This is a genomic window from Nonomuraea sp. C10 (assembly GCF_008017515.1).
GTDB classification, from domain to species: Bacteria; Actinomycetota; Actinomycetes; order Streptosporangiales; family Streptosporangiaceae; genus Nonomuraea; species Nonomuraea ferruginea.
Window position 1 is genome coordinate 1,860,841 of record NZ_VPFF01000003.1, and the last position, 24,577, is coordinate 1,885,417.

A 24,577-nucleotide genomic window follows, 5' to 3' on the forward strand; every position below is an offset into this window, starting at 1 on the left:
CGGGAAGTACAGCAGCCGACCTGCGCCATGTCTCCCCCACCCTCAGTACCTGTTCACTACCTCTGTCCATTTTCACGAGGAGGGATTTCACCTTCTGGAGACTCGCCCGCCTGCTGAGAGCCCGCCGTCGCCTCACGGCCCCGTGCCAGAGTGTCGAGGGCGTGCGGGAGGCCCGTGAGGCGGGCGCCCAGGGCGTCAAGTACGGCGGTCAGTGCGCGCGGCGGCGCGTCGCGCTGAGTGAGCGTCCATGCCAGCCACCTCGTGTAGGAGACGAACAGCTCGGGATCGTTCACGTACACGGCGGTGCCCAGGAAATCGACGGTGAACGCCACGTCCTCCGCGGTGAGGACGGGCGGCTCCGCAGGCCGGGGCCCGGTCTCGGGAACGCGCCGGCTCAGCTCTTCCAGGGCGCCTCTGACCAGGTCTGGCTTGCGGTCGGTGAACAGGGCGTACTCATGGGAGGCGAGATGCGGTCGCCGCTCGGCGCTCAGGCCGGGCGCGTGCCTCCGGGGCAGCGGCCCGGCGTCGAGCAGGTCAGCGGCGGCACGGGCGTCGGGCGTCCAGGCGTCGGCTCCTAGCAGGCGGGCGTAACGGCCGTCGGGGCCGAAGGCGGCGCCGCCCACGAGCACGGGCGTGCCGGCAGCCTGGCACGCGCTGATCGCGGAGTGCGCAGCGGGCAGGCGGGTGGCGATCGAGCTGGAAAGCGCGACCATGTCCGGGGCCGTCCTGTGCAGGTGCACGATCAGGTGCCGGGTCGGCACATGGGCTCCCAGGTAGTCGACCATCCAGCCGCGCAGCCGCAGCACCTCGGTCAGCAACCGGGCGGGGAAGGTGTGCCACTCGCCCTCGACGCACGCCACGCAGAGCCGCCACTTGAGCGGCGCGGAACCGTGGTCCGTCGTGTCGATCGTGTTGGCGAGGACGGCGAGCACGCCCTCGTTGACGGCGGTCGCCATGTGCTCCTGGGCGACGGTGAGGCGGTTGGCCGCCCACTCCTCGCCGATGCGTGCCTGCGCGACGGCGACGACGTCGAGGAGGAGGCGCTCCAAGGAGACACCGGCGTCGTGCGCGTCCTGCGCCACCTTTACCGCGGCGTACTCGTCGCCGGCCGTCGCCGCCGCCCGCAGCGCCTCGACGTACTGCTCGATGTCGTCTTTCACGGCCCCGGTCCTCCGGTCGCCGCGGGGGGTGCCTCACCTGGGGCGCCGATGGCGACGATCGCTATGTCGTCGTGCTCACGGTCGCCCGCCCATTGCAACGCGAGCATCTGCACGTGTTCCGCCAGGGTGTCCGTCGGCACGCCGACGCTCCGCCGCAGTTCCTCGCGCAACCGTTCGTCGCCGAACCACTCGTCGCCGAGCGGCCCTCCTCTGGCCTCGATGACGCCGTCGCTATAGAGCAGGCACTTCTCCCCGGGCTGCAGGAGCACCGTCTCGGTGGAGCTGGTGACCTCGTCCAGGAGACCGATCGCCGTGCCGTGGGCTGTGGTGACGTCCACCCGGCCGTCGTCGCGCACGATCATCGGCGGCGGATGCCCGGCGCTGGTCAGCCGCAAGGCGACTCGCGTGCCTCGGCGCTCGACGCCGGCCAGCACGAGCGTGACGTAGCGGAGACTCTCGCCGGCGAGCAGCACGTCGTTGAGCCGCTCCAGCACCTGCTGGTGGTCATCGGCCAGCGGCAGCAGGGCGCGCAACGTGTCACGGATCTTCCCGGTGAGGACAGCGGCCTCCAGCCCCTTGCCGGAGACGTCGCCCAGCACCACCAGGGAGTGCCGCCCCGAGCCGACGGCCGGGTACACGTCGTAGAAGTCCCCGCCGATCCGCGAGCTGCCGCCTGCCGCCCGATAGCGGGCCGCCACTTCGACGCCGTCCAGCTGCGGTATCACCGGCGGCAGCAGGCCGGCCATCAGCAGTTCGGTGATGGCCACCTGGTCGGAGTACAGGCGGGCGCTGGAGATCGCGGTGCCGGCCCGCGCGGCGAACAGCCGGGCGAACATCTCCTCGCGGGGGGAGAACCCGGCCGTATGGCGCAGCAGGACGAGCGCGCCTACGGGCATGCCGTGTCCGGGCAGCGAGATCACGGCCGCGGAACGGATCCCGCGCCGCCGACCGGGGAGCACCCGGCCGGGCACCAGGGCGGGGTCGATCCAGCGGGCGGGCACCGGCGGGAACCCCTGCAACGCCTCGTTGAGCCCCGGGATCGTCCGCGGGTCGAGGTCCACGCTTTCGCGTCCGGCCTCGCCCTCCGAAGTGCGGAAGGCGAGCTCGTACTGGCGGCTTCCCAGCGGCATGACGACCAGCGCGGACTCGGCGAGATGCCGCACCGCCAGCCGCGCGGTGGTCTCCAGGCAGCGGTCGAGGTTCAGGGTGGACAACAAGTCGGTGGCGGCCTGCACCATGGACAAGACGGATTCGCGCTCGGCCTGCAAGGTCTCCATGGCCTGCTGCTGTCCGGTGACGTCGATCAGCAACCAGGTGACGTGGCCGCCGTCGGCCCACACGGGATGCGCCTCGAACACTCGCTCACCGATCGGTCCGCGGACCGGCGCGCACGCCAGGCCCTCCCGGCCCGTCGTCAGGCGAGCCGAGAGCCCGCGTTGGGCTTCGGCGAGCCAGGCCGGCCCGTCGTGGAACAGCGACCGGGCGGCCTCGTTCGCCTGTTCGACGGCGCCTGAGACGCCGGTCACCACCAGTGGGTACGGCGAGTCCTCCCCGAGCATGCCGATCCTGCCTCGTGCGCGATCGCTGTCAAACCTCAACCGTACTGCCGGGATGTACATGGCTTTCTCGCCGGACAATTGATGTTGTGTCATTTTTCGCCGCAGGACGCGCCGTGTAGCCGGCGGCCGTCTTCGCCGACTGTCAGGCGTGCTCGGCGGCCCAGGCGCAGATGGCCGCGAGGGGTTCCTGCAGGGACCTGCCGAGATCGGTGAGGGCGTACTCGACGTGCTGCGGAACGGTCTCCTTGTGGACGTCACGGGTGATGAGCCCGTCCGCCTCCATGCCGCGCAGCGTCTCGGTCAGCACCTTCTGCGTGATGCCGGGCAGGCGGTGGCGCAGGCGGGCAGGCCGCTGCGGGCCGTCCATCAGGGCGTAGATCAGCAGGATCCGCCACTTGGCCGCCAGCCGCTCCAACGCCTGGCGGGTGGCACAGGACTCCTCCAGCACGTCAGGGATCGTCAGGTCCACGGGCGCCTCCGGTGGGAGTGGCAAGGGCACTTCAAAGTGCCTTCTGGGAGACGGGCGTCCCAGCCCTTACGTTCGACAGCACCGCGAACGTAAGGAAGAGAGACGCCGCCGATGACGGACTTCCAGTGTCATGTCTACACCGCCGCAGAGCCAGGGATCTTCGCCAACAGCTACCTGCTGGAGACGGACGACGGCGTAGTGCTGATCGACGCGAACCTGCTGGTCGCCGATGCCGAGGCCTTGGCCGCCCGCCTCGCCGCGCTGCGCAAGCCGCTGCTGGCCGCCTTTGTAACCCATCCACACCCCGACCACTTCAACGGGCTGCCGTACGTCGTGCCCGAAACCGTCCCCGTGTACGCCACCGCGGCCGTCGCGAAGGAGATCGAGCAGAGCGCCGACGCCAAGCGGGAGCAATGGCGGCCCGTGTACGGCGACCAGTGGCCCGACCGCTACCGGGTGCCTGAGCATCTGCTCGCCACCGGCGACGGCGTCGACGTCGGTGGCCTGCGGGTGACCGTGCACGACATCGGCCCGGCCGAGAGCCACGCCGACTCGTACATCGTGGCCCGGAGCGGCGACCGGCGTGCCGCGTTCATCGGGGACCTGGCGTTCGGGTCGATGCACTCGTACCTGAGCGACGGCCACTCCGGGCACTGGCTGGCCGCCCTCGATCGGATCGCTCGCGACCTCCGCGGGGTGCCGCTGTTGCCCGGTCACGGGCCGTCCGGCGATGCTTCCATGCTGGACGCGCAACGCCGGTACCTGATGATGTACCGCGAGACGATCGAACGGCTCGCCCGCGGAGCTTCCAGCCTCACTGACGACGACAAGCGTGAGCTCACGCGCACCATGACGCGTTTCTCCCCCGACGCGCGGCTGGACTGGCTGGTCGGGCTGGGCGCCGACGCCGTCGCCGCGGAGCTGGCCGCCGAGCACCGTGAACCGGCACCAGGGACGCAGCAGTGAAGATCGGGGTCCTGGGCACCGGAGACGTCGGCCGCCGGCTCGCCTCCAAGCTCTCCGGTCTCGGCCACGAGGTGACGCTCGGCTCCCGTACGGCGGACAATCCGGTCGCCGCCGCGTGGGCGCGCGAGCATCAAGGGCACCACGACACCTTCGCCGGCGCGGCCACCCACGGCGAGCTCGTCGTCAACGCCACCGGCGGGCTCGTGGCACTCGCCGCCCTGAAGGCCGCGGGGACCGCCAACCTCGACGGCAAGATCGTGGTGGACGTGTCCAACCCGCTGGACTTCTCGCAGGGCTTCCCGCCCCGGCTGGTCGTGCCCGCGGCTGGAAGCGTCGCCGAACAACTGCAGCAAGCCTTCCCCCGCACCCGCATCGTCAAGACGCTCAACACGATGCACAACACACTGATGACTGATCCGGCGCAGGTCCCGGGACCGCACAACGTGTTCGTGTGCGGGGACGACCAGGCCGCCAGGGCGCAAGTCGCGGATCTGCTGAAGTCGTTCGGCTGGGCCGATCGGCAGATCCTCGACCTCGGCGGCCTGTCCGCCGCCCGCTGCGTCGAGCCCCTCGTGCTGCTCTGGATATCTCTCAGCGGCACCCTGCGGACCTCGGACTTCAACTTCGCGATCCTCCGCTGACGGAGCGGACCCGTCCCATCCGGTCCTGGAGAGGCTGATGGTCTATGGAGTACGCGAGGCGCCGTTCTTCATGGCCGATTCCGCGGCGGACCGGTCGAAGGAGCGCCCTGACGGGGCCAGTTCGGGCGTGGCGGAGTTCGTCACGGCCGGCTGCCTTTCGGGCTCCTCCTCTGAGGAACTGGCGGACTGCTCCGTGGTCTCCGGGACCGGGGCGCTGTTCGCGGAGCGTTCGAAGAAGCGCAGGAGCTCCACGGGCACCGGCATGACCAGCGTGGAGGTCTTCTCGGCCGCCACTTCCACCATGGTCTGCAGCAGGCGCAGCTGGAGCGCGCCGGGGGCCTCGTTCATGATGGCCGAGGCGTCGGCGAGCCTCTGCGCGGCCTGGAACTCCCCGTCCGCGGTGATCACACGGGCCCTGCGCTCCCGCTCGGCCTCGGCCTGGCGGGCGATGGATCGCTTCATGCCCTCGGGAAGATGGACATCCTTGATCTCGACGCGGTCGATGTGGATGCCCCAGCCGAGCGCGGTGTCAATCCCCTCAAACCGTGGAGACGGTCCTATGCCACAGCGGCCCTCACCAGGGCCGATGATGCTTGCCTCGTCTCGATCATCTGACGCTCGAATGTGACAGGCGGCAGCCCGTCGTTGGCGCTGTGCCTCCGCTTGACGTTGTAGAAGTCCGCGATCCAGGTCGCGATCTTCAGCCGGGCCTCCGCCCTGGTACGGAAGTGGTGACGGTGCACAAACTCGACCTTCAGCGTGCTGTTGAGCGACTCGGCAGCCCCGTTGTCGAGCGCGCACCCGACCCGGCCCATGGACTGCACCACCCCGTGCTTGCGGCATTCGGCCTGGTAGCGGGCAGCGGTGTACTCCGACCCGCGGTCCGAATGGAAGATCACCCCGTCCACGTCGCCGCCCCTGGTGGCGACCGCCATCTGCAGCGAGGCGACCGTCAGCGCCGCGTCGTGATGCTCGGACATGGCGTAGCCCAGCAGCCGACGGGAGAACAGATCCTCCACCGAGGCCAAGTACAGTGGCCCCTCATCGGTGTGGATCATTGTGACGTCGCCGACCCACAGCACGTCCGGAGCGACCGCGGTGAACTTCCGCCGCACCAGATCCGGCGCGGCCGGCCGCTTGCCCTGCCGGGTCAGCGAACGAGGCTTCTTCGGCGCCCGCCCAGCCAAGCCGAGTTCGGCCATCCGCCTGGCCACGGTGTTCTCTGACACACGCCAGCCCGCCTCGTGCAGGTCCTGGGTGATCCGCGGTGAGCCGTACGTACCGCCCGAGGCCGCGAACAGGCGCTTGATCTCCGCATCTAACCGGGCCCGCCGCTGCTGGCGGGCGGTCGGCGAATTCGCCCCGATGCGGTTCTTCCACTTGTAGAACCACGACTGGGAGACCTCCAGCGCCCGGCAGGAGATCGCGTGGTCGATGCCGTAGTCGGTCTTCTGGGAGCAGATGAAGGCCGCCACGCTCACCGGCCCATCGCCTCTTTCACCCACAAGACCACGGAACGCTTGAGGACATCACGCTCGTCCTCCAGCTCCGCGCGTTCCTTCTCCCAGGCCGCCTTCTCCTTGGCGTGCTGCCGGGCCAACTCGGCCTTCTCCCGCCGCAGCCGCGCCAGCTCCTCCTCCGCCGACTCCTTCAGCGTCCCGCCTCCGCTGTCGCCACCGGCCTGCCCTGCCGCGAGCCGGTCCATCTGCACCCAGTTGTACAGCGTGTACTCGTTGATGCCCAGATCCCGCGCGACGTGCGCGACGGGCTTGCCGGTCTCCCTGACGATCCTCACCGCCCCAGCCCGGAACTCCGGATCAAAGCGACGCCTCGTGACTCCTGCCACGACCAAACCTTTCCTGGTTCGGTCTCCACGTTACGAGGGGAAGCCCAGCGGGGCTGTCGATCATCAGCGCCAAGCCCTTGTTCAGCTCCTCGCGGTTGGAGAGCAGGTCGTCCAGATCGCTCTTGCCGATGATCGAGCGCAGTGACGTCTGGGCTACCTGCTCGATCGCGAACAGGTAGTTCTGCACCGCGATGGCCGCCCGCATCGGCTCCTCGACCCGGAAGTACGCGACGGCGTCGACCTGGACGGAGACGTTGTCACGGGTGATGCCTTCCTGCGTGGGCACCGGCATCGTGACGATCTGGATATTCACCTTCTTCATCCGATCCACGACCGGGATGAGGAAGGTGAGCCCTGGCGGGCGGATCTCCTGCTGAGCCTTGCCGAAGCGGAAGACCACGCCTCGCTCGACTTGGTTGACGACTCGGACGCTGACCACCAGCAAAGCTACGAGGATGGCGATCAGCCCGATCACGATAGTGGTGATCATGGCATGCCCCTTCCAGCTCAAGGTTAGATCCGGGCATCCGCCCGCGTCGGTAAGGCAGGCGTCAAGACCTGGTCAGCGGCTTCGGCCGGGTGGACGGCGGGCGAGGTGCCGTTTGGAACCCGAGGTGGTCGGTCCGAGTGTGACGCCGGGCGGCAGCTGTGAGGGGCGTTTCCGGATCCTGGGAATCACGCCGACCTGGTACTCGTCCTCGTAGACGAGCTTGCCTGGATCGCTCGCCCGTACGAGGTCGCATCGCACGTCGTGCACCGACAGGAGGTCCCGCAGCGGCCTGAGACGGGTGAGCATCGCGCCCGTGGTGGCGTGTTTGAACCAGGTGATCGCGCCGATGGTGTTCCCGTCCGCGTAGAAGGGCGGCTCGGGCAGGTGCTCGCGGAACCAGTCGTCGATGTCGAAGTAGAGCTCTTCCTCCTCCGGCGTGAGCAAGTTCTTGCGTCGCAGGTGGTCGACGGCGACGAAGATGCCGACCTCGACCCCCAACCGGCCGACGTAGTCTGCCTGAAGCCGCAGGTACGGCGTCTCGTTGATCATCTGCCTGCTCCAGAGTCTGCTCACGCCCTCGACACCTGTCAGCATGACTCGTCCGCCTCTTTTCGAACACTCTCGACCGAGTTCGTCCAGCGCGGCGGGCACAGTATGGACGGCGCGTATGTCTGTGACGAAGCCGCCCTTGCTCGGGTGCGCCGGCGCCTGCGGCCCGTCTCCCAGTCCTGAGCGGTTCAGTCAGAACTCAGGGTCCCTTGGTGGAAGTAGAGCCGCCAGCCCGCGTCAGTCCAGCGCCACACCGAACTCCGGCGGGCACGCCGTCCGCCGTTGTCGGAGACATAGGTCAGGTGGACCACGCCAGGGGCAAGAAGCAGCCCTGTCATGTCACTCACTCGAATGGGCTCGTCGGATTCCCGAGTACTTTCAACCAGGCTGGCGATGATCTCCGATCGGCTCCAGAGACGGCCGGACGCGCCGATCTCCTTAAACTCTGGATGCAGGAGTTCGGCTATGAGATTCGCCGACGATCTCACGGTCGGATCGAGAAGCCGGAGCTCTCCGGCCACAGCAGCTTCCACAGGATCCGTTCGCTGGTCGACCATGCCAAGGACCTTATGGGCAACGTCTCCGGCGGGGCACCCCGGCTCCTGGATGATCAGGTCAGCGAGGCGTGTGAGTGGCAGGCGTGATCACGGCATCCCGTACGGGCGGACCCGCGGTGGATGCGGCCGTCAGGAGAACCACTACGGTCATTTGTCGCCTCATAAGCTTGAGATCCTCGCAACTGCTGGCTTCGCGGCGTGAGGCTGCGACAGGGGAAAATCAGTACAGAGGGTGGGATTACCGTCATCTGAAGCCGAGAACTTCGATCCCGTGACCGCGATGGCCGCCCCAGTGCAGGGTGGCGGCACGAGAAGAGGGACTCGACCATGCCCAAGTACCTGATTCAGGCGACCTATACCGCAGACGGCCTCAAAGGAGTGTTGCGAGACGGCGGCACCGGGCGTCGGCAGGCGGTGGAGCGCATGGCGGAAAGCGTCGGTGGCCGGGTCGAGCAGATGTACTTCGCGTTCGGCGAGACGGACACGTATGTGGTTCTCGACCTGCCGAACAATGCGGCTTCGGCCGCTGTGGGGCTCACGATATCGGCGACCGGGGCCGTACGGACGAAGACGACCGTCCTGCTGACGACGGAGGAGATCGACGACGCCACGCGGATGGAGGTGGCGTACCGGGCTCCTGGCGCGTGACAGTCGGGTGATTGCGATTCAGGCCGGGCTGGCGCGTGGCAGCGGTGGAAGGCCGGCTCGTTGACGATGACCATCCAGCTGTCAGGGCCTACGCTCGCGGCCACCGCGCGTCCGCGAACTCCGGATGATCACGCGGTGGCCGTCTCCACGCGACCCCAACGCCTCGAGATCAGTCACTGGAGTACTGGGTGGTCACCGGAGCGCGTCACGGGCACTTCGCGCGCATCTTGGGGCTCCAGCCGTTACGGACGACGTACTTGCTTCCTGCGTAGTAGCTGACCTGGCCCTGCAGGCGGTAGGTGAAGACGGTTCCCCGCTTGCAGCCCTTGTACAACGTCTTCTTGCCGGCCCCGTACCAGGAGGCGCTGGAGATGTTCTGCCAGCCGTACCAGCGCTTGCGCTGAAGCATGATCTTGGTGCGCTGGTTGCGGGAGCAGCCTCTCGACCAGCCGGTCGCGGCCACGTGTCCCTTGCGCATCTCCGGACGGTACACACGCACCTCACGGCAGGACATCGCCGTCGAGCCGGTCGCCGCGGCGGCCGGGGTGACGGTGGTGGGGGAGGTCTGGGCGCTGGTCTGGACGGCGGCCTGCGCGGGGGCGCCCGCGGTCAGAGCCGCGGCGGCGACCGCCGCACCGAGGACCATCGTGTTGAGCGTTCGCATCGGGTTCTCCTTGGTGCTCGTCGTACTGGACACCGCGAAGGTAGCCAGGCCGATGTTGAGAATCTGTGGAGCGCCTGTTGAGCGAACGACCGACCAGTACTTCAGTGACCCATCGTGATCATGGTGGGGATCTGCGCTGGTAGTGGTCATGTGTCGACGGTAAGCCGGTACTTGCCGCCGGAGACCGTCGTCCTGCTATCGGTGATCAAGGCCGCTCAGCGGCTCGGCTTGGACGAGGTGGCCGAGCTGATCGACACCGGGCGGCGTGGCCACCCCACCCCGGACCTGCGGGCCGGCGCCCAGGCGAAGATCGCCGAGGTGGACGCGCGGATCGCCGAGCCGGCGCCTTTCGCCCGGCCTTGATCGGTGCTGCCGGGACGATTAGCATGATCGCCGTGCTGCAGGAGGCGGGGTCGAGACGATCGCGTCACGAGGGAGTTCCGGGGCCTACTGACGATGAGCGCGGAAGAGGATTTCCAGCAGGTCGGCGCGGAGCTGGCTGATCTGGGTGTGGGGATCTCCAGGATGATGGGGCGTCCCGCGCTCAAGGACCAGGCGGGGAAGGTGTTCGCGAGCCTGCAGCGTGACGGCGCGATGGTGTTCCGGCTGGTCAGGGACACTCCCGAGCACGCGGCCGCGCTCCAGTTGGCCGGGGCGTCCCTGTTCGATCCGACGGGGCAGGGCAGGGTGGTGAAGGACTGGGTGGTCGTGCCTCACTCCTCGGCCGATAAGTGGACCGATCTGGCCGAGGCCGCTCTCGGCCGTCCACGCTGACCCGCGAGCGCCGCGGCGCCGGTCCCCGCTGTGGGCCGGAGCCGGCATGACCAGACCGATCAGGATTCGAGAAGTGGGGATCACCGGGCCGCGTCTAGCGTGACTGCTATGGCTTCCATCGAATTCGTCACCCTAGAGGTTGCCGACCCCACGGCGGCCACCCGGTTCACCACCACTGTTCCCGGTTCGGACGCTTGGTTGCGTCTGCGGGCCTCGGAGGCGCCGACGACCGGCTTCCGCGGATTCACGCTGTCGCTCGTCGTGTCCCAGCCGGCCACCGTCAACGGTCTCATCGATGCCGCCGTCGACGCCGGTGCCACGGCGTTGAAGCCGGCCGCGAAGTCGCTGTGGGGGTATGGCGGTGTCGTCCAGGACCCGGGCGGGGCGATCTGGACGGTCGCCTCCTCGTCGAAGAAGGACACCGGCCCGGCCTCCCCGCAGATCGACGAGATCGTGCTCCAACTGGGAGTGGAAGACGTGGCCGCGAGCAAGAAGTTCTACGTCGACCGCGGTTTCTCCGTGGCGAAGAGCTACGGCCGCAAGTACGTCGAGCTCGCCACCCCGTCGAGTCCCGTCACACTGTCGCTCTACAAGAGGCGTGCCCTGGCGAAGGTCGCCGGCGTCGCTCCCGAGGGCACCGGATCGCACCGGCTCGCCATCGGCGGCGACGCCGGGCCCTTCACCGACCCGGACGGCTTCGTCTGGGAGGCGGCTCCCGCTCGCCACGGAAAGTGACCAGAGACACGGGGTGGTCAGGAGTCGCGGGCGTCGTCGAGGACGCGGGCGGCCTCTCGTTCGTACGGGGCGCGGGCGGCCAGCACCACCAGGCCGCCCAGGATCATGGGCACGATCAGCGCGTACATGGCCATCAGGAGGGAGCCGGTGGCGTCGGAGGTCATGCCGATGATCAGTGGACCGAAGGCGACGCCGATCGTCAGGAGCAGCTGCAGGACGGCGAAGCCGACGCCGCGCGACCTGGCCGCCACCACGTCGGCGATGCAGGCCGTGCAGGTGGGGATGGCGGTGGCGGAGATCGTGACGGCCAGCAGGATGAGGGTCACCATGGCCACCGGCGAGTTCATCAGCAGGGCGACGCCGAGGAGAGCCGAGCCCACGGTGATGCCGGAGCCGCCGATGAGCAGCCGGCCGCCCTTGACGCGGCCGTGCACCCGCTTCCCGAAGTGGGTGCCGATCAGCGTGCCGGCCAGCACGCCCACGATGGTGACGCCGCCGCTGATGCTGCTGGCGACGCCGGTCTGCATGCCGAGGACGCGGACCATCAGGGAAGGCAGCCAGTAGTAGACGCCGCCGAGGCCGAGGGTGAGGATGCTCACGCCGACGGAGACGAGGACGAGGGTGCGGGTGGCCAGGACCTGGCGGAGCTGGGGCCAGAAGAGCAGTTTCGCCTCGGCTTCCCGCGGTGGCGCCGGGTCCTGCCGGGGTACGGACGCGGCGGCCATGATCTTGTCGATCTGGCCGCGTTCCGGCTCGCGCAGGCGCCAGACGAGGAGGGCGGTCAGCGCTCCCGGGATCGCCATCAGCACGAAGGCCGCCCGCCAGCCGAACGCCTGCCCGATGACGCCGCCCAGCAGGGTGCCGACGCCGCCGAGGTAGGAGGTCATCCGGGTCCAGCCGTACACCTGCATGCGGGTCGCGGCGGGGTAGAAGTCGGCGAGCAGGCTGCTGACGGCGGGGTTGTCGATGTTCTCGGCGGCGGCGAGCAGGACCCGCATGAGGTAGAAGACGGCGAACCCGGCGGCCAGGCCGGTGCCGAGGGTGGCCAGAGCCCAGCAGAGCACCACGATCCCCAGGATCCTGGTGCGGTTGTAGCGGTCGGCGAGGTAGCCGGCGGGCAGGGCGACGAGGGTGGCGGCCAGCGCCGCGGCGGTGGGGATGGATCCCGCCGCGGTGTCGCTGAAGCCCCATTCGGCCTGGACCAGAGGCAGTACGCCGGACAGCAGGTTGGCTTCGATGCGATCGACCATGCCGACGACGAACAGGACGATGAACGGCCCCCACCCGAAGGGGTTGGGGTCGGTCGGGCTGATGCCGCCGGGCGGCGGGGATCCGAGTCTGCGGCGTTCGCGGGCGACGGCCTTGACCATGACTTCTCCTCCGCGGCTCCGGGCGCCGAAAGCGCCAGAACACGGTTCTAAAACAGTGTTCTAGGAGGAGTGTCGTACATCACACTCTGTTTCACCAGTGCTGAGCGGTGCCTGTGAAACGGATGAGCGTCGCGCGCCCTCAGCCGATCGACGCGCGCTCGTACGCGTCGTAGCTGTCGCGCACGGCTGTGCCGCCCGCGGCCAGGGCCCGCAGCAGCGCCGCCAGCCTGGCGGGTCCGTCGCCGGGCGGCGTACGGTCGAGCGCGGCCCGGCACAGGTCCCGCAACTCCTGCTTGGTGCGCTGCCCGCGCAGGACACCGTCGAAGAACTGGTCCGCGCAGGCGTACAGGGCTCGTACGGCGGTCGCCGACTCGGTCTCCAGCTCCTCCCGCAGGCGGCCGAGCGCCTGCTCGACCATGTCGGTGAGCGTCGCCGACACCCACTGCGCGGTCTCCTCCGCGCGCTGCCGGGTGGACACCACCTTCAGCGCGGCCTCCACGGTCAGCCCTTCGGTCCCGTGGTCGACGAAGTCCTCCTCGGGAGCCGGCCTGGAGTCGGAGCCGGTTCCCTTCTTCCTCGCCCAGGTGGGCACGTCGTCGTCCGGGTCCGTACGGCGGGCGTCCTCACGCGGCGGGTCGTACGAGCCGCCCTCCCGCGCGTGGCCGCCGGGGATCTTCCCCCTGACGTCGATGTCCATCACGATGGGCTGCACGATCCGCAGGAACAGGCTCCGGACCCCGTAGCCGGTGCTCAGGTCGGCCAGGTCGGCCACGGTCGTGGCGAGGGCCACGTGCCCGTCGCCGCGCAGCGACTCGGCCAGCACCGTCAGCGAGCGCCGCTCCGGCAGCGTCTCCTCCGGCAGATGGCTCCACAACGCCTCTGTCACCTGCTGCTGCAACTCGACGATCGCCTGGTCCATGGAGGCGTCCACGACCTTCTTGAAGGTGTCGGACACGTAGTGGCGGCTGCGGATGAACTCCTGCTCCACGGTGTCGAGCCGGAGCATCTTGGCGTCGGAGCGGACCTCGCTGAGCCACTCGCCGGGGGCGCTGTGGCCGAACCCGGCGGCCATCCACGCCCTGACCTCCTCGACGGCCTTCTCCACCGCCGCGTCGAGCTCGTCCGTCCGCCTGCCTTCCTGCACCCGCCGCAGGTAGTCGTCCGCGATGTCGCCGAGTGCGTCCGAGAGCCCGCGGCGGAGCCGCGTCACGAGCTCGCTGACGAGCGCGTCCTCCGTGGGCAGGGCGACGTTCTCCCGTCGCAGCGCCTCGGCCAGGCCGGCGACCGCCTCGACCGCGCGACGCCCGGCCGCCTCCGTGCCCTCCCGCGCCGCGCCGAACGCCGCCTGGTCCATCGTGGCCAGCCGCGCGGCCAGATGCGACAGGACGGGGACCAGCACGCGCTCGCGCACCTCGTGCTCCTGGACGACGTCGGCGGTCAGCACCTGGATGCCGTGCATGCCCACGGCGCCGCGGGCCTGCTGGGTCGCGGTGTCGAACTGGCTCCTGGTCAGGTCGGTGTGCTCGGCGTCGTGGTTGAGCAAGATGATCATGAAGTCGCCGATGGCCGCTCCGGCGCTCGCTGCGCGCGCGAGCCGCTGGATCTCGGTGTCGCTCTCGCTGAAGTGCACCGTGGTCTGCCGGGGCCGTTTGATCTGCAGCAGCAGGTCCACCTCGTTCCGCAGGTCCTGCATGAACTGCTGGGCCACGTCGATGCCCCGCTCCTGCGTGCCGGGGAGGTCGATCAGCGTGAGGTCGCGTACGGGATTGTTCGGGAACGGGCAGTAGATCCGGACGTCGCGCACGGCCAGGTAGGGGCGCGGCGCGTCCACCGGGCCCGAGGCCGGGGGATAGGAGACGTGCGCGGCCACCTGGTCGAGCGGGATCTCCCGCACCTGGTCGCGGACCAGGTGCGGCTCGTAGGAGCGCAGCGACGCCCGCGCCTCGTGGAGCCGGCGCAGGTGCTCGGGGGCGGCGGTGAGGTCCCGGCCGGCCGATCGGGGGTCGCTCCGGTAGTCCTCCCAGGCCGGATAGCGGTAGCGGGCGAACTCCGTGATCGTGTACGGCAGGCTCAGCCCCAGGGCGTCGTGGCGCGGCCTGAGATAGACGTCCCTGAACTCGGCGAAGTCCCGCAGCACGACCTCCGCGCGTGCGGTGTCCGAGTTGGAGATCCGGCTGCGGGTCGCGGTGGTGGGCAGCGAGTCCCGCGAGGTCGGCAGGACGTCGACGGGCAGGCGGTCCAGCCCGGAGATCGCCCGGAGCAGCGTGCTCTTGCCCATCTGGGTCTGACCGACCACGCCGATGTTGAGCGTCGTCCGCGAGGTGCGTCCCCGGACCGCCTGCAGCTGCCCGGCCGCCTCGGTCAGCTCCGCCAGCACGGACCGGGCGTCGCCCTCGTCGAGGAAAGCCCGCAGGGCGGTGTTCAGCCCGGGGCTCAGCTCGTGGGCCGCGGCGTCGCGCCTGGCCTCCTCGGCCAGGACCACCAGGTCGGCGAACGCCTGCCGCAGCGCCTCCCAGGCCGTGTACGACTCCTCCGCCTGTGCCTGCCGTGCCCGGCGGGCGTCCAGCACGGCGTTGATCCTGGCCTGAATCTCAGAAGCGTCCACCATGCCTCGCCATCTCTTCGTCGGGCTCTTGCGCGGATCTCCAGACGTACGCGGTCATGCGCGCGGTCCGCTCTCCCTGCTCCGTCACCCTGATTCCGATGAGTCGGCCCTTTTCGCCGATCATCATGCAGGTCACCTCGTGGAGGCCGGTCGCGACGTGCGGCGCCGGGTGCGGGTACATGTCGGCCTTCCGGCATCCGGGGAGGGTGCGGGCCGTGCCGGTCAGGATGGGGGTCTTCGGGGCGAACTCCAGCGAGACGCCGGTTCCGCGGCGGTAGCTCACCCACGGGCCCTTGCCGGTTTCGAAGCCGGGGACGAGCCGTTTCCCGGCCTGGTCCTTGAGGGTGAGGGGCTGGTTGACGATCCTTCGCCCGGTCTGCGGACGCTTCGGCGCCGCCGGGACGGCCGACCGGGTGGCGGGCTCGGGGGCCGACGCCTCCAGTGGGGCGCGCGAGGAGACGGCCACGCCGACGACCAGCAGGACGAACACGGCCGCGCCGCCGAGCAGGATCGGGGACGATCCGTTCTTGCGGGGTGGCCCGGGGGTTCCGGCGACCGGCGGTGGTGGTCGGCGTTCGGGGTGCTCCAGGGGGTGGGGGTCGACGGGGCCCACGCGCTTCAAAGGCTCCAAGGGGCCGGAGCGGTCGAGACGGGGGACGCCGCGGTCGAGTACGCCCAGGTGGGTGACGCCGGCACCGGGCCGCCCCGCCGTGCTCCAGCCGAGCACGACACTGGCCGGGGCGGGGCTCGCCAGGGCGTGGTTCCACACGATGTCCCAGTCGTTCACGTGGATCACCGGCGGGAGCACGAGGTGCGGATCGACCGGAGGCGGCGGGGCGACCGGCCACGGTGGCGGGCCCGGCCGGCCGGGGTCGGGCCGCCGCACCGCGCTGACAGGAGCGTTCCAGACGGGCTCCATGTGGCGTTCGTAGACGGCTCCGGCCCAGGCGGGGTAGTGGTCGTACAGGTCCGGGAGCTCGGGACCGCCGCTGTCGGCGGCGGAGAACCAGCCGACGAAGCAGTACATCTCCCTGCTGCCGTCGGTGTGCATCGACCGGCTCAGTTCGATCGCCCGGCAGGCCACTCCCACCAGCCGCGCGCCCGGCCGGACGGTGATGAGGAAGCGGGGACGGCCCTCCAGTCGCCTGCCGCCGGCGATGACGGTGTGGATGGCGTTCTCCAGCCACTGGCGGTCGGCGCCCGGCGGGCGGACCCGCCACCACACGTCGGCCCCGGCGGTACGGCCGAAGACCACCGGCGCCCAGGTCTGCTCAGGCACGGCGGCCGGCCGCCCAGCGGGCCGGCGACCCGCCCTCGAACACGCGCAGGTTGCCGAGCCGTGCGGCCAGCGCGGAGATCGCCTGGGTGGACTGGTCGTAACGGCGCTGGTTGTGGCCGATCTCCACTTCGACCGCCCGCAGCTCCTGCTCCAGCCGCAGCCGCTGGTCGCGTACGGCGCGCCGGCTGCTCTGGGGCAACGCGGCCAGCCGCTCCTTGAGGCTGCCGCGCTCGGCCGCGAGCTTCCCCAGGTGCTGATCGTCCAGGTGGGCGGCGGTCCGGTAGTAGTGCGTCATGGTGAACATGAGCGGCAGGTGGACGTCGTTCGGGTCCACGCCGTCCGGCCGGACGTTGCCGTCCGGCAACGTCTGCAGGGGACCGACCGTGACGGGGCAGACGGCGGTGCACACGCGCGGCTGGAAGGCCACCGGCAGCAGGTTCCTGACCTCGTCGACGACGCCGGTCAGGGTCCGCCCCGGGCCGCCGCCCCAGTCGATGAGGTCCGCCTTCGTGATGAGGATGGTTATCGACGGCCACGCGAGCCCGCGCGCGGTCCTGCGGGTGAGAGTTTCCGTGATCACACTGGAAATGCGGTGGGTGACCATCGCGCGGGCCAGTGGTTCGCGGCGTTCGGGGGTCACGGGCTTACGGAAGTGCTCCCCGTCGAGCGTCACGAAGATGGCCTGGGAAAGCGATATCTTGTTGAGCAGCGTTTGTGTGTCGAGCGAGCCGTCCACGCCGACGAAATCGTGCAGCGCGCCCCCGCGGAAATCGGTCCAGTCGAGCAGCGCCGACGGATTCATCTCCCGCGAGAAGACGAATCGGTAACTGATCGGCTTCACCGACGTCTGCGGCAGCGAAGTGCCCTGGCCCAGGTCATGCCAGCTCTCCAGGATCTGGACATCGGCATTGTTGGTGACTTCGTGAAGGTTGCAATTGCCGACGCCGCGCGTCATCGTCGCGTACAGCGCATGCAGATAAGTGGATTTTCCGGAACCCGGGGCGCCGATCATAGAGACCGTGAGCGTGGGTAATTCTTGCATGCGACCCCTCCCCTGTCGGCATGACGCCCTCGAATTTGACATGCGATCGGCCGGGACGGAATGGCGGATAGCTAAGAGTGGCCAAGTCGTTACCGCAACTGGAATGGTCGGCAATTTGTCCGGCCGGGCGTCAGGTATAGCGGGCGGTGAGAAATTCAATTTATCGCCGGTGCCGGCTGGTGTGTCACCGGCCGGCAGGAACCGGACCGGCAGCAGGCCGCCGCCGCATTGGGTGGGACGATCACCCTTGAGGGGCGGGATCCCGGGCTGCGGATGGCGGGTATCAGTCGTCCTCCTACGAGGGCTCGGCTGACGCTGACCGACGTCCTTTTCTGGAACTTGGGCCTTGTGTGAGGGTTCCGTGTCAACCTATGCTGCGCCGCACGTTAAGAAACTTTCCTAACCGAATACACCCCGGAGAATCGGAGTCGTTCGTGAGGCGAAGTGCAGGTGCGAGGATCTTCGCGGTCGTGGCCGCGCTGGTGGCGCCGTTGATGGTGCCCTCCGGCGCGAGCGCGGCCGTGGCCGACCCGCTGGTGTCGCAGGGCAGGCCCGTGACGGCCTCCTCGGTCGAGGCCGCCGGTCTGGAGCCGGACAAGGCGGTCGACGGCAACGCGTCCACGCGGTGGGCCAGCGCCGAGGGGGTGGACCCGCAGTGGATCCGGGTGGACCTCGGCGCCGCGCACGCCATCTCCCGGGTACGGCTGACCTGGGAGGTCGCCCACGCCAGGGCGTACCGGGTGCAGACCTCGCCCGACGGCTCCACCTGGAGCGACGTCTACTCCACCGCCTCCGGTGACGGGGGGACCGACGACCTCACGGTCAGCGGCAGCGGCCGGTACGTGCGGGTCTACGGCACGCAGCGCGGCACCCAGTGGGGCTACTCCCTCTGGGAGCTGGAGGTCTTCGGGACCCCCACGGGAGGCAGCGGCGGCGGCACCCCGGTCCAGGCCAACGGGCAGCTGCGGGTGTGCGGCATCAAGCTCTGCAACGAGAACGGCAAGCAGATCCAGCTGCGCGGCATGAGCAGCCACGGCATCCAGTGGTACGACCAGTGCCTCAACAGCGCCTCGCTCGACGCGCTGGCGAACGACTGGAAGGCCGACGTCCTGCGCATCTCGATGTACATCCAGGAGGGCGGGTACGAGACCAACCCCCGGCTGTTCACCGACCGGGTGCACTCCCTGATCGAGATGGCCACCGCCCGCGGGATGTACGCGATCGTCGACTGGCACATGCTCACCCCGGGTGACCCGATGTACAACCTCAGCCGGGCCAAGACCTTCTTCACCGAGATCGCCCAGCGGCACGACGGCAAGAAGAACGTCCTGTACGAGATCGCCAACGAGCCGAACGGCGACGCCGTCACCTGGCCCGTCATCCGCGACTACGCGCACCAGCTCATCCCGGTGATCCGGCAGCACGACGCCGACGCCCCGATCCTGGTCGGCACCCGCGGCTGGTCGTCACTCGGCGTCTCCGCCGGCGGCAACGAGACCGAGATCATCAACAACCCGGTCAACGCGGCCAACATCATGTACACGTTCCACTTCTACGCGGCCTCGCACGACAGCCTGTACCTGAACACGTTGTCCCGGGCCGCCGACCGGCTGCCGGTCTTCGTGACCGAGTTCGGCACGCAGACCGCGTCCGGCGACGGGGCCAACAACTTCGCCAGGTCGCAGCAGTATCTCGATCTCATGGCCCAGAAGAAGATCAGCTGGGTGAACTGGAACTTCTCGGACGACTTCCGTACGGGCGCCGTCTTCACCACCGGAACCTGCCCGAGCGGATCGTTCGCCGGGACGAGCCGGCTCAAGGAGGCCGGTGTCTGGGTCCGCGACCGGATCCGCACCGCCGACGACTTCTGACGCGACACGGGCGCCCCGTCCCGGGACGGGGCGCCCGCGTGGCATCAGTCCGAGGTCGCGGGGCCGCGTGCGACGCGCCAGAGCAGATACGCCTGCAGCAGGCCCGCTCCGGTGAGCAGCACGATGAGCAGTACGGGGTTGTCCAGTTGTGGCGGGACCGAGTGCCATCCCCACCAGATGAGCGGCCCGAGCGGGAATGTGACGACCATGAGGGCGAAGCCGGACAGCAGGATCGGGTCCTGGACGGTCAGCAGGATCACCACCGAGGGGATGCCGAGGAGCATCACCAGACCGGCGTAAAGACCGGCGAGAACCGCGGCGAGCCGGCCGTTCCTGTAGCGCCTCATGCGGTCACGCTCCTCGGACTTCGGGGAGGAGGACGAGCGTATCCCATCGAAGCCGGGCCGTGATCGTGGCGGCTTAGCCATGGGTTAGCGTGTAGGCAAACGCTTTCCCGGGGGTTGGCATGGGCACAACCGCTCTCGACGGCGACGCGCCGTTCGCCCGTCACCACTACGACTACTCACCCTGGTCCTTCTGGGACGAAGCCGGTCAGGAAGAACAGGACAGGCAGCTCGAACTCCAGCGCGCTCTCACCCGACGGCACGCCGGCTACGAGTTCGGCGAGAGGTGCTTCGTCTCCGAGCTCGCCTCGGTGCAGAACGAGGAGCTGCGGCTCGGCCCGCGCACCTACGTCGCCGCCGGCGCCTACCTGAGCGGCTCGGTGCGGACGGGACGCGACTGCTCCATGAACCCCTACACCGTCGTCCGGGGCGACGTGCGGCTCGGCGACGCGGTCCGGATCGGCGCCCACACCTCGCTGCTGGGGTTCAACCACACGATGTCCGACCCCGACGTCGAGGTCTTCCGGCAGCCGCTCACCAGCCGGGGCATCGAGATCGGGGACGATGTCTGGATCGGCTCCCACGTGGTCGTCCTGGACGGTGTGACCGTCGGCGACCGCGCGGTGATCGGGGCCGGCGCGGTCGTCACCAAGGACGTCCCGGCCGGCGCGATCGTCGGCGGCAACCCGGCGAAGGTGCTGCGCTGGCGGGTTCCCGGGTTGAAGCCGCCGGCCGGCGACCTGGCCACTGCGGTGGCGGGGTTCGCGGAGACCGCGCGTGAGCAGGCGGAGGACGTCCTGGCGCGCTGCTTCGACCCCCGGCTCCTCGGCGGGGCGTTCGTCGACCGGCCGGGCGCGGCCGTCACCGTCCGCGCCCAGTGCGACGCGATCGAGATCGCCGACCTGCTGCTCGGCCGGGCCCCCGGCCCGATGCCGGCGGACGAGCAGGCCGACCGGCTGCGATCCTGGCAGGACCCGGCGACGGGCCTGGTGGGGACGCTGCTCGCGGACGGCAGCCAGAAAAGGCCCGATCCAGGCTTGGCGGAGACGCCGGATGGCGGCCCACGGCCCGAGCCGGGGCTGTCCGATCCGGATGTCGGCTACCACGTCCTGTGCGTCGGCTACGCGCTCGACCTGCTCGGCAGCCGGTTCCCCGCGCCGGTCCGGCCCGTCGCCGACATGGAGGCCGCCGACCTGATCGCCTTCGTGGAAAGCCTGCCCTGGACGCGGGACGCCTGGGGAGCGGGGCACTGGGTCGACATCCTGGGCACCGCCATCCTGTGGAACAGCGGACGGGGCCGCCCCGGGGCCACGGAGGCCCTGTTCGGATGGCTGCTCACGCACGCCGATCCGGACACCGGGATGTGGGGTTCGGCGCGGCCGATCGACGGGCTGCTGCGGATCGTCAACGGCTTCTACCGCGCGTCGCGCGGCACCTTCGCCCAGTTCGGGGTGCCGCTGCCGTACCCGGAGCGGGTTGTCGACACCGTGCTGCGGCACGCCCGCGACCCCCGGTACGTCCGCCCGGAGCGGCAGAACGCCTGCGACATCCTCGACATCGCGCACCCGCTCTGGCTGACCCGGCACACCGGCTACCGTGCCGAAGAGGTGACGGCCCTGGCCAGGACCCTGCTCACCGACGCGCTCGGGCACTGGACCGACGGCCAGGGCTTCGGGTTCCAGGCCCCGCACCCCACCACGGCCGGCGTCGCCGCGACCGTGCCGGGGCTGCAGGGGACCGAGATGTGGCTGGCGATCCTCTGGCTGCTGTCCGACCTCGCGGGCGTCGCGGACGCTCTCGGCTACCGGCCGCGCGGCGTACACCGCCCCGAACCCGCCGTGGAGCGCCCTTGTACCGCGTAGGGCACGGCGTCACTCAGCCGGCCCGGAGGGTTTCGGTCACGGGGCGGCGGGCGCCGAGTCGGGCCGGGACGGAGGTGAGCGCCGCCACCACGAGGACGGCCGCCAGCACCAGGGCGAGTAGCTGCCAGAGCGCGGGAAGCGTGGCCCTGCCGCTGTCACCGCCGCTGATCGCGTTCACCGCGGCGAACAGCGCGAAGCCTCCCGGGAAGGCGCCCAAGACGGCGCCGGCGAGCGTGGGCAGCACCTGCGCGGCGGTCAGTGCCGTACTCACCTCGCGAGGGGTGGCGCCGAGGGCGCGCGCCAGTGCGGACCAGCGCCGGTTGTCGAGCACCGTCGCCCAGGTGATGACGACGGCGTTGACCGCCGTGAGGGAGAGCAGGATGACCGTCCAGACCAGGAGCACCTGGCGCAGCACGGCCACCTGGGAGTCGTCATATCCTCCGGCGAGCGGTTGGTCGCCGAGGAAGGCGTCGAGCACCAGGAGGACGTAGATCCCGCTGACCGTGATCGCGATACTGGCCACGGCCAGCGCGACCCGTCGCGGCCGGCGGGCGGCGATCCGCGAGGCGAGGAGCAGCGGGACGGGCAGTCGCGCCGAGATCGCGATCAGCCAGCCGACGCGGCGGGGCGGGCGTGGCGAGTCGGCCAGCATGTCGACGGTGCTGGAGCGGGCCGCGCGCACGGCCGGGACGACGGTCGCGACCAGCGCGACCCCGAGTGCCACGGCGGTCACGGAGGCGGCCGTCGACCACGTCATCGACGGCGTGCCCGCGCTGCCGACCAGGCCGGCACCGGGCTCGGTGAGCAGCGGAGCGGTCAGCGATCCGATCGTCAGACCGGCGGCGGCCGCGACGACGGCCACCAGGACGTACTCCGCGAGCAGCACGGCGGCGACCAGGCCCGGGGTGCCGCCGGCTGCCTTGAGGAGCCCGACGCGCCGGGTCTGATCGGCCATCCGGCCGCCGACCAGCACCGAAAGGCTGGCCACGGCGAGCAGGCCGAGCAGCCAGGCTCCGATCAGCAGCAGGATCTGGGAGTCCTCGGCGAGCTCGGTAGCCTCGCCGAGGATGGTCTGCCAGGGCTGCATGGGCAGATCGCCCTGCTTCGTGTCGGCGAACGCCTGGGCCTCGCCCGGGTCGGCCAGCTTCAGGTTCATCACGTACGACAGCGAATCCGGTTCCGCGGCGAGGCCCCGCACGTCCGCCTGGGTGAGCCAGACGAGGCCGGGATTGTGCGACAACCCCGAGGGCAGGGCCCTGTCGTCGGGCACGACGCCGTGCAGGCAACCGGCGGCGACCAGGCACGACCCGCCCGGATAGGGCGCCATGGAGGCGGTGACCGCGACACCGACGACCTCGAACGACCGGCCGCTCAGCGTGACCGGATCGCCGACGCGCAGCTCGAACGCACGGGCGAAGGCGGCTTCGACCACCACGCCGCCGTCGCTGACCCAGCTGCCCTCCACCAGCTCGGGCTGGTCGACCGACGCGGGTGTGGCGTCGCGTCCCACGGCCTGCACGTCTGACGTCCGCCGGGACGCCTGGAGCTTCGCCGCGGTGACCGGGTAAGGTCCGCCGTGGTCGACGACGTCGGGGTCGCCGGCCAGTTCCTCCAGGAGGGGGAGCTCCGAGGGCCGGCTTGCGCCCGCCACCACGTCGGGACCGGCGGTCGCCTCCCGGGTGCTCTGGTACGGATGGGCGGCCGCGTCGCGCAGGACGAGCCCGAGTGTCAACGTCGTGGTGGCCGCCATGATGGCGAGCAGCATGAGCACCGCCTCGACGCGGCGCCGCCGGAGGTCGCGCACGGCGAGGCGGCCCACGAGCAGGATGCGGCCCATCACCTTCAGTCCTCCAGCCCGGCGAGGGCGCCGAGCCGCCCGGTGGTGCCGCCGGTCAGCCAGGTCTCGTCCACCAACGCGCCGTCGCGCATGGAGAGCAACCGGTCCGCGGTGGCGGCGATCCGCGCGTCATGGGTGACGATGACCAGGGTCTGGCCGGATGCGTGGAGGCCCTCGAAGAGCTGGAGGACGTCCAGGGTGGCGGCGCTGTCCAGGTTTCCGGTCGGTTCGTCGGCGAGCACGACCAGCGGCTCGTTGCTCAGCGCGCGGGCGACCGCGACCCGCTGCCGCTGGCCGCCGGACAGCGCGGAAGGCAGGAAGCCGGACCTGCCGGCGAGCCCGACCTGCTCCAGCAACTCCTCGGCACGCCGTCTGGCGGCCCGCGGCGAGCGTCCGGCCAGGAGCGCCGCCAGCTCGACGTTCTCCACGGCGGTGAGCTCCTCCATCAGGTGGAAGGACTGGAAGACGAAACCGACGTCGGTCCGTCGCATCCGGGACAGGGCCTTCTCGCTGAGGTCGTCGATGCGGCGGCCGTTCAGCGACACCTCGCCGCCTGACGCCCGGTCCAGACCGCCGAGCAGGTGCAGCAGCGTGGACTTCCCGCAGCCGCTGGGCCCCATGATCGCCACCGTCTCCCCGGCGCGGATGTCGAGATCGACCTCGTCGACGGCGCGCACGAGTCCGTCCCCCGTGCCGTACTCCTTGCGTAACCCGCGGGCGCGCAGCACGGGCGGGTCGGCGGCGATGGTCACGATCCACTCCTTCGATGGGTCCAGTCCTTCTCACATGCCTCCAGCCAGCGCAGATCCGCCTGGAGCCGGAGCACGATGCCCTCCAGCAGCAGCGCCGCGTCCGAGCGGTCCGGCTCGGCCATGGCGGCGCGCTGGACGTCACGCAGCCGGCGCAGCAACTCACGGCGCTGGGTGTCGACGATGGCGAGAGGGTCGGCCAGCCGGGCCGACGCGGCCGCGATCAGCTTGAGATGGAACTCCGCGAGGTCGGGCTTGGGCCAGCTGACCTCGGCGATCCACTCGGCGACCCGCTGCTGGCCGTCGGGGGTGAGCGCGTACACCTTGCGATCCGACCGGTCGGCGCCGCCGGCGGTCTCCTCGACCGCGATCAGGCCGGCCTTCTCCAGCCGGGTGAGCGTGACGTAGACCTGCCCGGCGTTCATCGCCTCACCGAGAGGACCGAGCGCGTCCCGCAGCCGCGCACGCAGCTGGTAGCCGTAGGAGGGCTCCTTGGCCAGCATCGCCAGCACCACTTCTTGCCGCATCGCGACCCCTAACCGTTAGCCCCTATAGCTAAC

The 24,577-nt window shown here is 70.2% G+C and carries 25 protein-coding genes and 1 pseudogene; 8 read left to right on the forward strand and 18 right to left on the reverse strand.

The annotated features are described in order from the left end of the window. Window positions 1–56 precede the first annotated feature (56 nt). The 3 genes from FR742_RS40595 to FR742_RS40605 all read right to left on the reverse strand — a co-directional run bounded on the left by FR742_RS40595 (window position 57) and on the right by FR742_RS40605 (window position 3,188). Window positions 57–1,160, reverse strand: a complete 1,104-nt coding sequence (locus tag FR742_RS40595; RefSeq protein WP_148036501.1) for a B12-binding domain-containing protein — start codon at window positions 1,158–1,160, stop codon at window positions 57–59. Beyond that, window positions 1,157–2,719 carry a PP2C family protein-serine/threonine phosphatase gene (locus tag FR742_RS40600; protein ID WP_148036502.1) on the reverse strand — a complete coding sequence of 521 codons (1,563 nt, stop codon included), beginning with the start codon at window positions 2,717–2,719 and terminating at the stop codon, window positions 1,157–1,159. The genes FR742_RS40595 and FR742_RS40600 overlap by 4 nt, the downstream gene beginning before the upstream one ends. A gap of 142 nt (window positions 2,720–2,861) precedes the next feature. Beyond that, the gene (locus tag FR742_RS40605) at window positions 2,862–3,188 is read right to left on the reverse strand and encodes a helix-turn-helix domain-containing protein (RefSeq protein ID WP_148036503.1); all 327 of its coding nucleotides are present in this window, start codon (window positions 3,186–3,188) and stop codon (window positions 2,862–2,864) included. Window positions 3,189–3,299: 111 nt separating this feature from the next. Here FR742_RS40605 and FR742_RS40610 point away from each other — a divergent pair, with 111 nt between their 5' ends. Continuing rightward, the gene (locus FR742_RS40610) at window positions 3,300–4,154 is read left to right on the forward strand and encodes an MBL fold metallo-hydrolase (protein ID WP_148036504.1); all 855 of its coding nucleotides are present in this window, start codon (window positions 3,300–3,302) and stop codon (window positions 4,152–4,154) included. Next, window positions 4,151–4,795, forward strand: a complete 645-nt coding sequence (locus FR742_RS40615) for an NADPH-dependent F420 reductase (protein WP_148036505.1) — start codon at window positions 4,151–4,153, stop codon at window positions 4,793–4,795. The genes FR742_RS40610 and FR742_RS40615 overlap by 4 nt, the downstream gene beginning before the upstream one ends. A 42-nt stretch (window positions 4,796–4,837) precedes the next feature. Here FR742_RS40615 and FR742_RS40620 read toward each other — a convergent pair whose 3' ends face one another. The 6 genes from FR742_RS40620 to FR742_RS40645 all read right to left on the reverse strand — a co-directional run bounded on the left by FR742_RS40620 (window position 4,838) and on the right by FR742_RS40645 (window position 8,237). Then, window positions 4,838–5,257 carry a hypothetical protein gene (locus FR742_RS40620; protein ID WP_396990791.1) on the reverse strand — a complete coding sequence of 140 codons (420 nt, stop codon included), beginning with the start codon at window positions 5,255–5,257 and terminating at the stop codon, window positions 4,838–4,840. A 95-nt stretch (window positions 5,258–5,352) separates the two neighbouring features. After that, window positions 5,353–6,276 carry an IS3 family transposase gene (locus FR742_RS46270; RefSeq protein ID WP_148028989.1) on the reverse strand — a complete coding sequence of 308 codons (924 nt, stop codon included), beginning with the start codon at window positions 6,274–6,276 and terminating at the stop codon, window positions 5,353–5,355. Beyond that, window positions 6,273–6,590: a transposase gene (locus tag FR742_RS40630; RefSeq protein WP_222708802.1), complete on the reverse strand. Its 318-nt coding sequence runs from the start codon at window positions 6,588–6,590 to the stop codon at window positions 6,273–6,275. Before FR742_RS40630 ends, FR742_RS46270 begins: the two co-directional genes overlap by 4 nt. A 22-nt stretch (window positions 6,591–6,612) precedes the next feature. Next, the gene (locus FR742_RS40635; protein WP_148036506.1) at window positions 6,613–7,131 is read right to left on the reverse strand and encodes an SPFH domain-containing protein; all 519 of its coding nucleotides are present in this window, start codon (window positions 7,129–7,131) and stop codon (window positions 6,613–6,615) included. A gap of 72 nt (window positions 7,132–7,203) precedes the next feature. Then, entirely contained in the window at window positions 7,204–7,704 is a 501-nt protein-coding gene (locus FR742_RS40640) for a hypothetical protein (RefSeq protein ID WP_148036507.1), read from the reverse strand. A gap of 164 nt (window positions 7,705–7,868) precedes the next feature. Next, window positions 7,869–8,237, reverse strand: a complete 369-nt coding sequence (locus FR742_RS40645; protein ID WP_148036508.1) for a DUF4440 domain-containing protein — start codon at window positions 8,235–8,237, stop codon at window positions 7,869–7,871. A gap of 327 nt (window positions 8,238–8,564) precedes the next feature. Here FR742_RS40645 and FR742_RS40650 point away from each other — a divergent pair, with 327 nt between their 5' ends. Further along, a complete protein-coding gene (locus FR742_RS40650) occupies window positions 8,565–8,885 on the forward strand; it encodes a GYD domain-containing protein (RefSeq protein ID WP_148036509.1) in 321 nt (106 codons plus the stop codon). A 205-nt stretch (window positions 8,886–9,090) separates the two neighbouring features. On the opposite strand, the gene FR742_RS40655 is transcribed toward FR742_RS40650, so the two are convergent. Next, window positions 9,091–9,549 carry a hypothetical protein gene (locus FR742_RS40655; RefSeq protein ID WP_148036510.1) on the reverse strand — a complete coding sequence of 153 codons (459 nt, stop codon included), beginning with the start codon at window positions 9,547–9,549 and terminating at the stop codon, window positions 9,091–9,093. A 201-nt stretch (window positions 9,550–9,750) separates the two neighbouring features. On the opposite strand from FR742_RS40655, the gene FR742_RS40660 reads away from it, so the two are divergent. The 3 genes from FR742_RS40660 (at window position 9,751) to FR742_RS40670 (ending at window position 11,058) form a co-directional block, all read left to right on the forward strand. Next, a complete protein-coding gene (locus FR742_RS40660; protein ID WP_261809048.1) occupies window positions 9,751–9,912 on the forward strand; it encodes a MerR family DNA-binding protein in 162 nt (53 codons plus the stop codon). Window positions 9,913–10,005: 93 nt separating this feature from the next. Next, window positions 10,006–10,323, forward strand: coding sequence for a hypothetical protein (locus tag FR742_RS40665; RefSeq protein ID WP_148036511.1), 318 nt, complete (start codon window positions 10,006–10,008; stop codon window positions 10,321–10,323). A gap of 108 nt (window positions 10,324–10,431) precedes the next feature. Further along, window positions 10,432–11,058 (forward strand): glyoxalase, encoded by a 627-nt coding sequence (locus FR742_RS40670; RefSeq protein ID WP_148036512.1) that lies wholly within the window; start codon window positions 10,432–10,434, stop codon window positions 11,056–11,058. Between the two features lie 17 nt (window positions 11,059–11,075). Here the strand turns inward: FR742_RS40670 and FR742_RS40675 are convergent, their stop codons facing one another. The 4 genes from FR742_RS40675 to FR742_RS40690 form a co-directional block, all read right to left on the reverse strand. Continuing rightward, window positions 11,076–12,428, reverse strand: coding sequence for an MFS transporter (locus FR742_RS40675; RefSeq protein ID WP_148036513.1), 1,353 nt, complete (start codon window positions 12,426–12,428; stop codon window positions 11,076–11,078). A 139-nt stretch (window positions 12,429–12,567) separates the two neighbouring features. Continuing rightward, window positions 12,568–15,036, reverse strand: coding sequence for a hypothetical protein (locus tag FR742_RS40680; RefSeq protein WP_148036514.1), 2,469 nt, complete (start codon window positions 15,034–15,036; stop codon window positions 12,568–12,570). Beyond that, on the reverse strand, window positions 15,020–16,312 hold the full coding sequence (locus FR742_RS40685; RefSeq protein ID WP_148036515.1) for a hypothetical protein: 1,293 nt from the start codon (window positions 16,310–16,312) through the stop codon (window positions 15,020–15,022). The genes FR742_RS40680 and FR742_RS40685 overlap by 17 nt, the downstream gene beginning before the upstream one ends. Continuing rightward, a complete protein-coding gene (locus tag FR742_RS40690; protein ID WP_148036516.1) occupies window positions 16,305–17,354 on the reverse strand; it encodes a hypothetical protein in 1,050 nt (349 codons plus the stop codon). Before FR742_RS40690 ends, FR742_RS40685 begins: the two co-directional genes overlap by 8 nt. Window positions 17,355–17,788: 434 nt before the next feature. Here FR742_RS40690 and FR742_RS40695 point away from each other — a divergent pair, with 434 nt between their 5' ends. Continuing rightward, window positions 17,789–19,225, forward strand: a complete 1,437-nt coding sequence (locus FR742_RS40695) for a cellulase family glycosylhydrolase (RefSeq protein WP_261809049.1) — start codon at window positions 17,789–17,791, stop codon at window positions 19,223–19,225. 44 nt (window positions 19,226–19,269) lie between these two features. Here FR742_RS40695 and FR742_RS40700 read toward each other — a convergent pair whose 3' ends face one another. After that, complete coding sequence (locus FR742_RS40700; RefSeq protein WP_148036518.1) at window positions 19,270–19,572, reverse strand: SCO4225 family membrane protein; 303 nt, start codon at window positions 19,570–19,572, stop codon at window positions 19,270–19,272. 551 nt (window positions 19,573–20,123) lie between these two features. Here FR742_RS40700 and FR742_RS46700 point away from each other — a divergent pair. Continuing rightward, window positions 20,124–20,279 (forward strand): annotated as a pseudogene (locus FR742_RS46700) (DapH/DapD/GlmU-related protein); the annotation flags it as partial. A 1,165-nt stretch (window positions 20,280–21,444) separates the two neighbouring features. Here the strand turns inward: FR742_RS46700 and FR742_RS40710 are convergent. Genes FR742_RS40710 through FR742_RS40720 form a run of 3 tightly spaced genes read right to left on the reverse strand, consistent with a single transcriptional unit; the run spans window position 21,445 to window position 24,544 of the window. After that, window positions 21,445–23,268, reverse strand: coding sequence for an ABC transporter permease (locus FR742_RS40710; protein ID WP_148037260.1), 1,824 nt, complete (start codon window positions 23,266–23,268; stop codon window positions 21,445–21,447). A gap of 5 nt (window positions 23,269–23,273) precedes the next feature. Next, window positions 23,274–24,020 carry an ABC transporter ATP-binding protein gene (locus tag FR742_RS40715; protein WP_261809050.1) on the reverse strand — a complete coding sequence of 249 codons (747 nt, stop codon included), beginning with the start codon at window positions 24,018–24,020 and terminating at the stop codon, window positions 23,274–23,276. Next, window positions 24,017–24,544 (reverse strand): PadR family transcriptional regulator, encoded by a 528-nt coding sequence (locus FR742_RS40720; RefSeq protein WP_148036521.1) that lies wholly within the window; start codon window positions 24,542–24,544, stop codon window positions 24,017–24,019. Before FR742_RS40720 ends, FR742_RS40715 begins: the two co-directional genes overlap by 4 nt. Window positions 24,545–24,577: the final 33 nt, after the last annotated feature.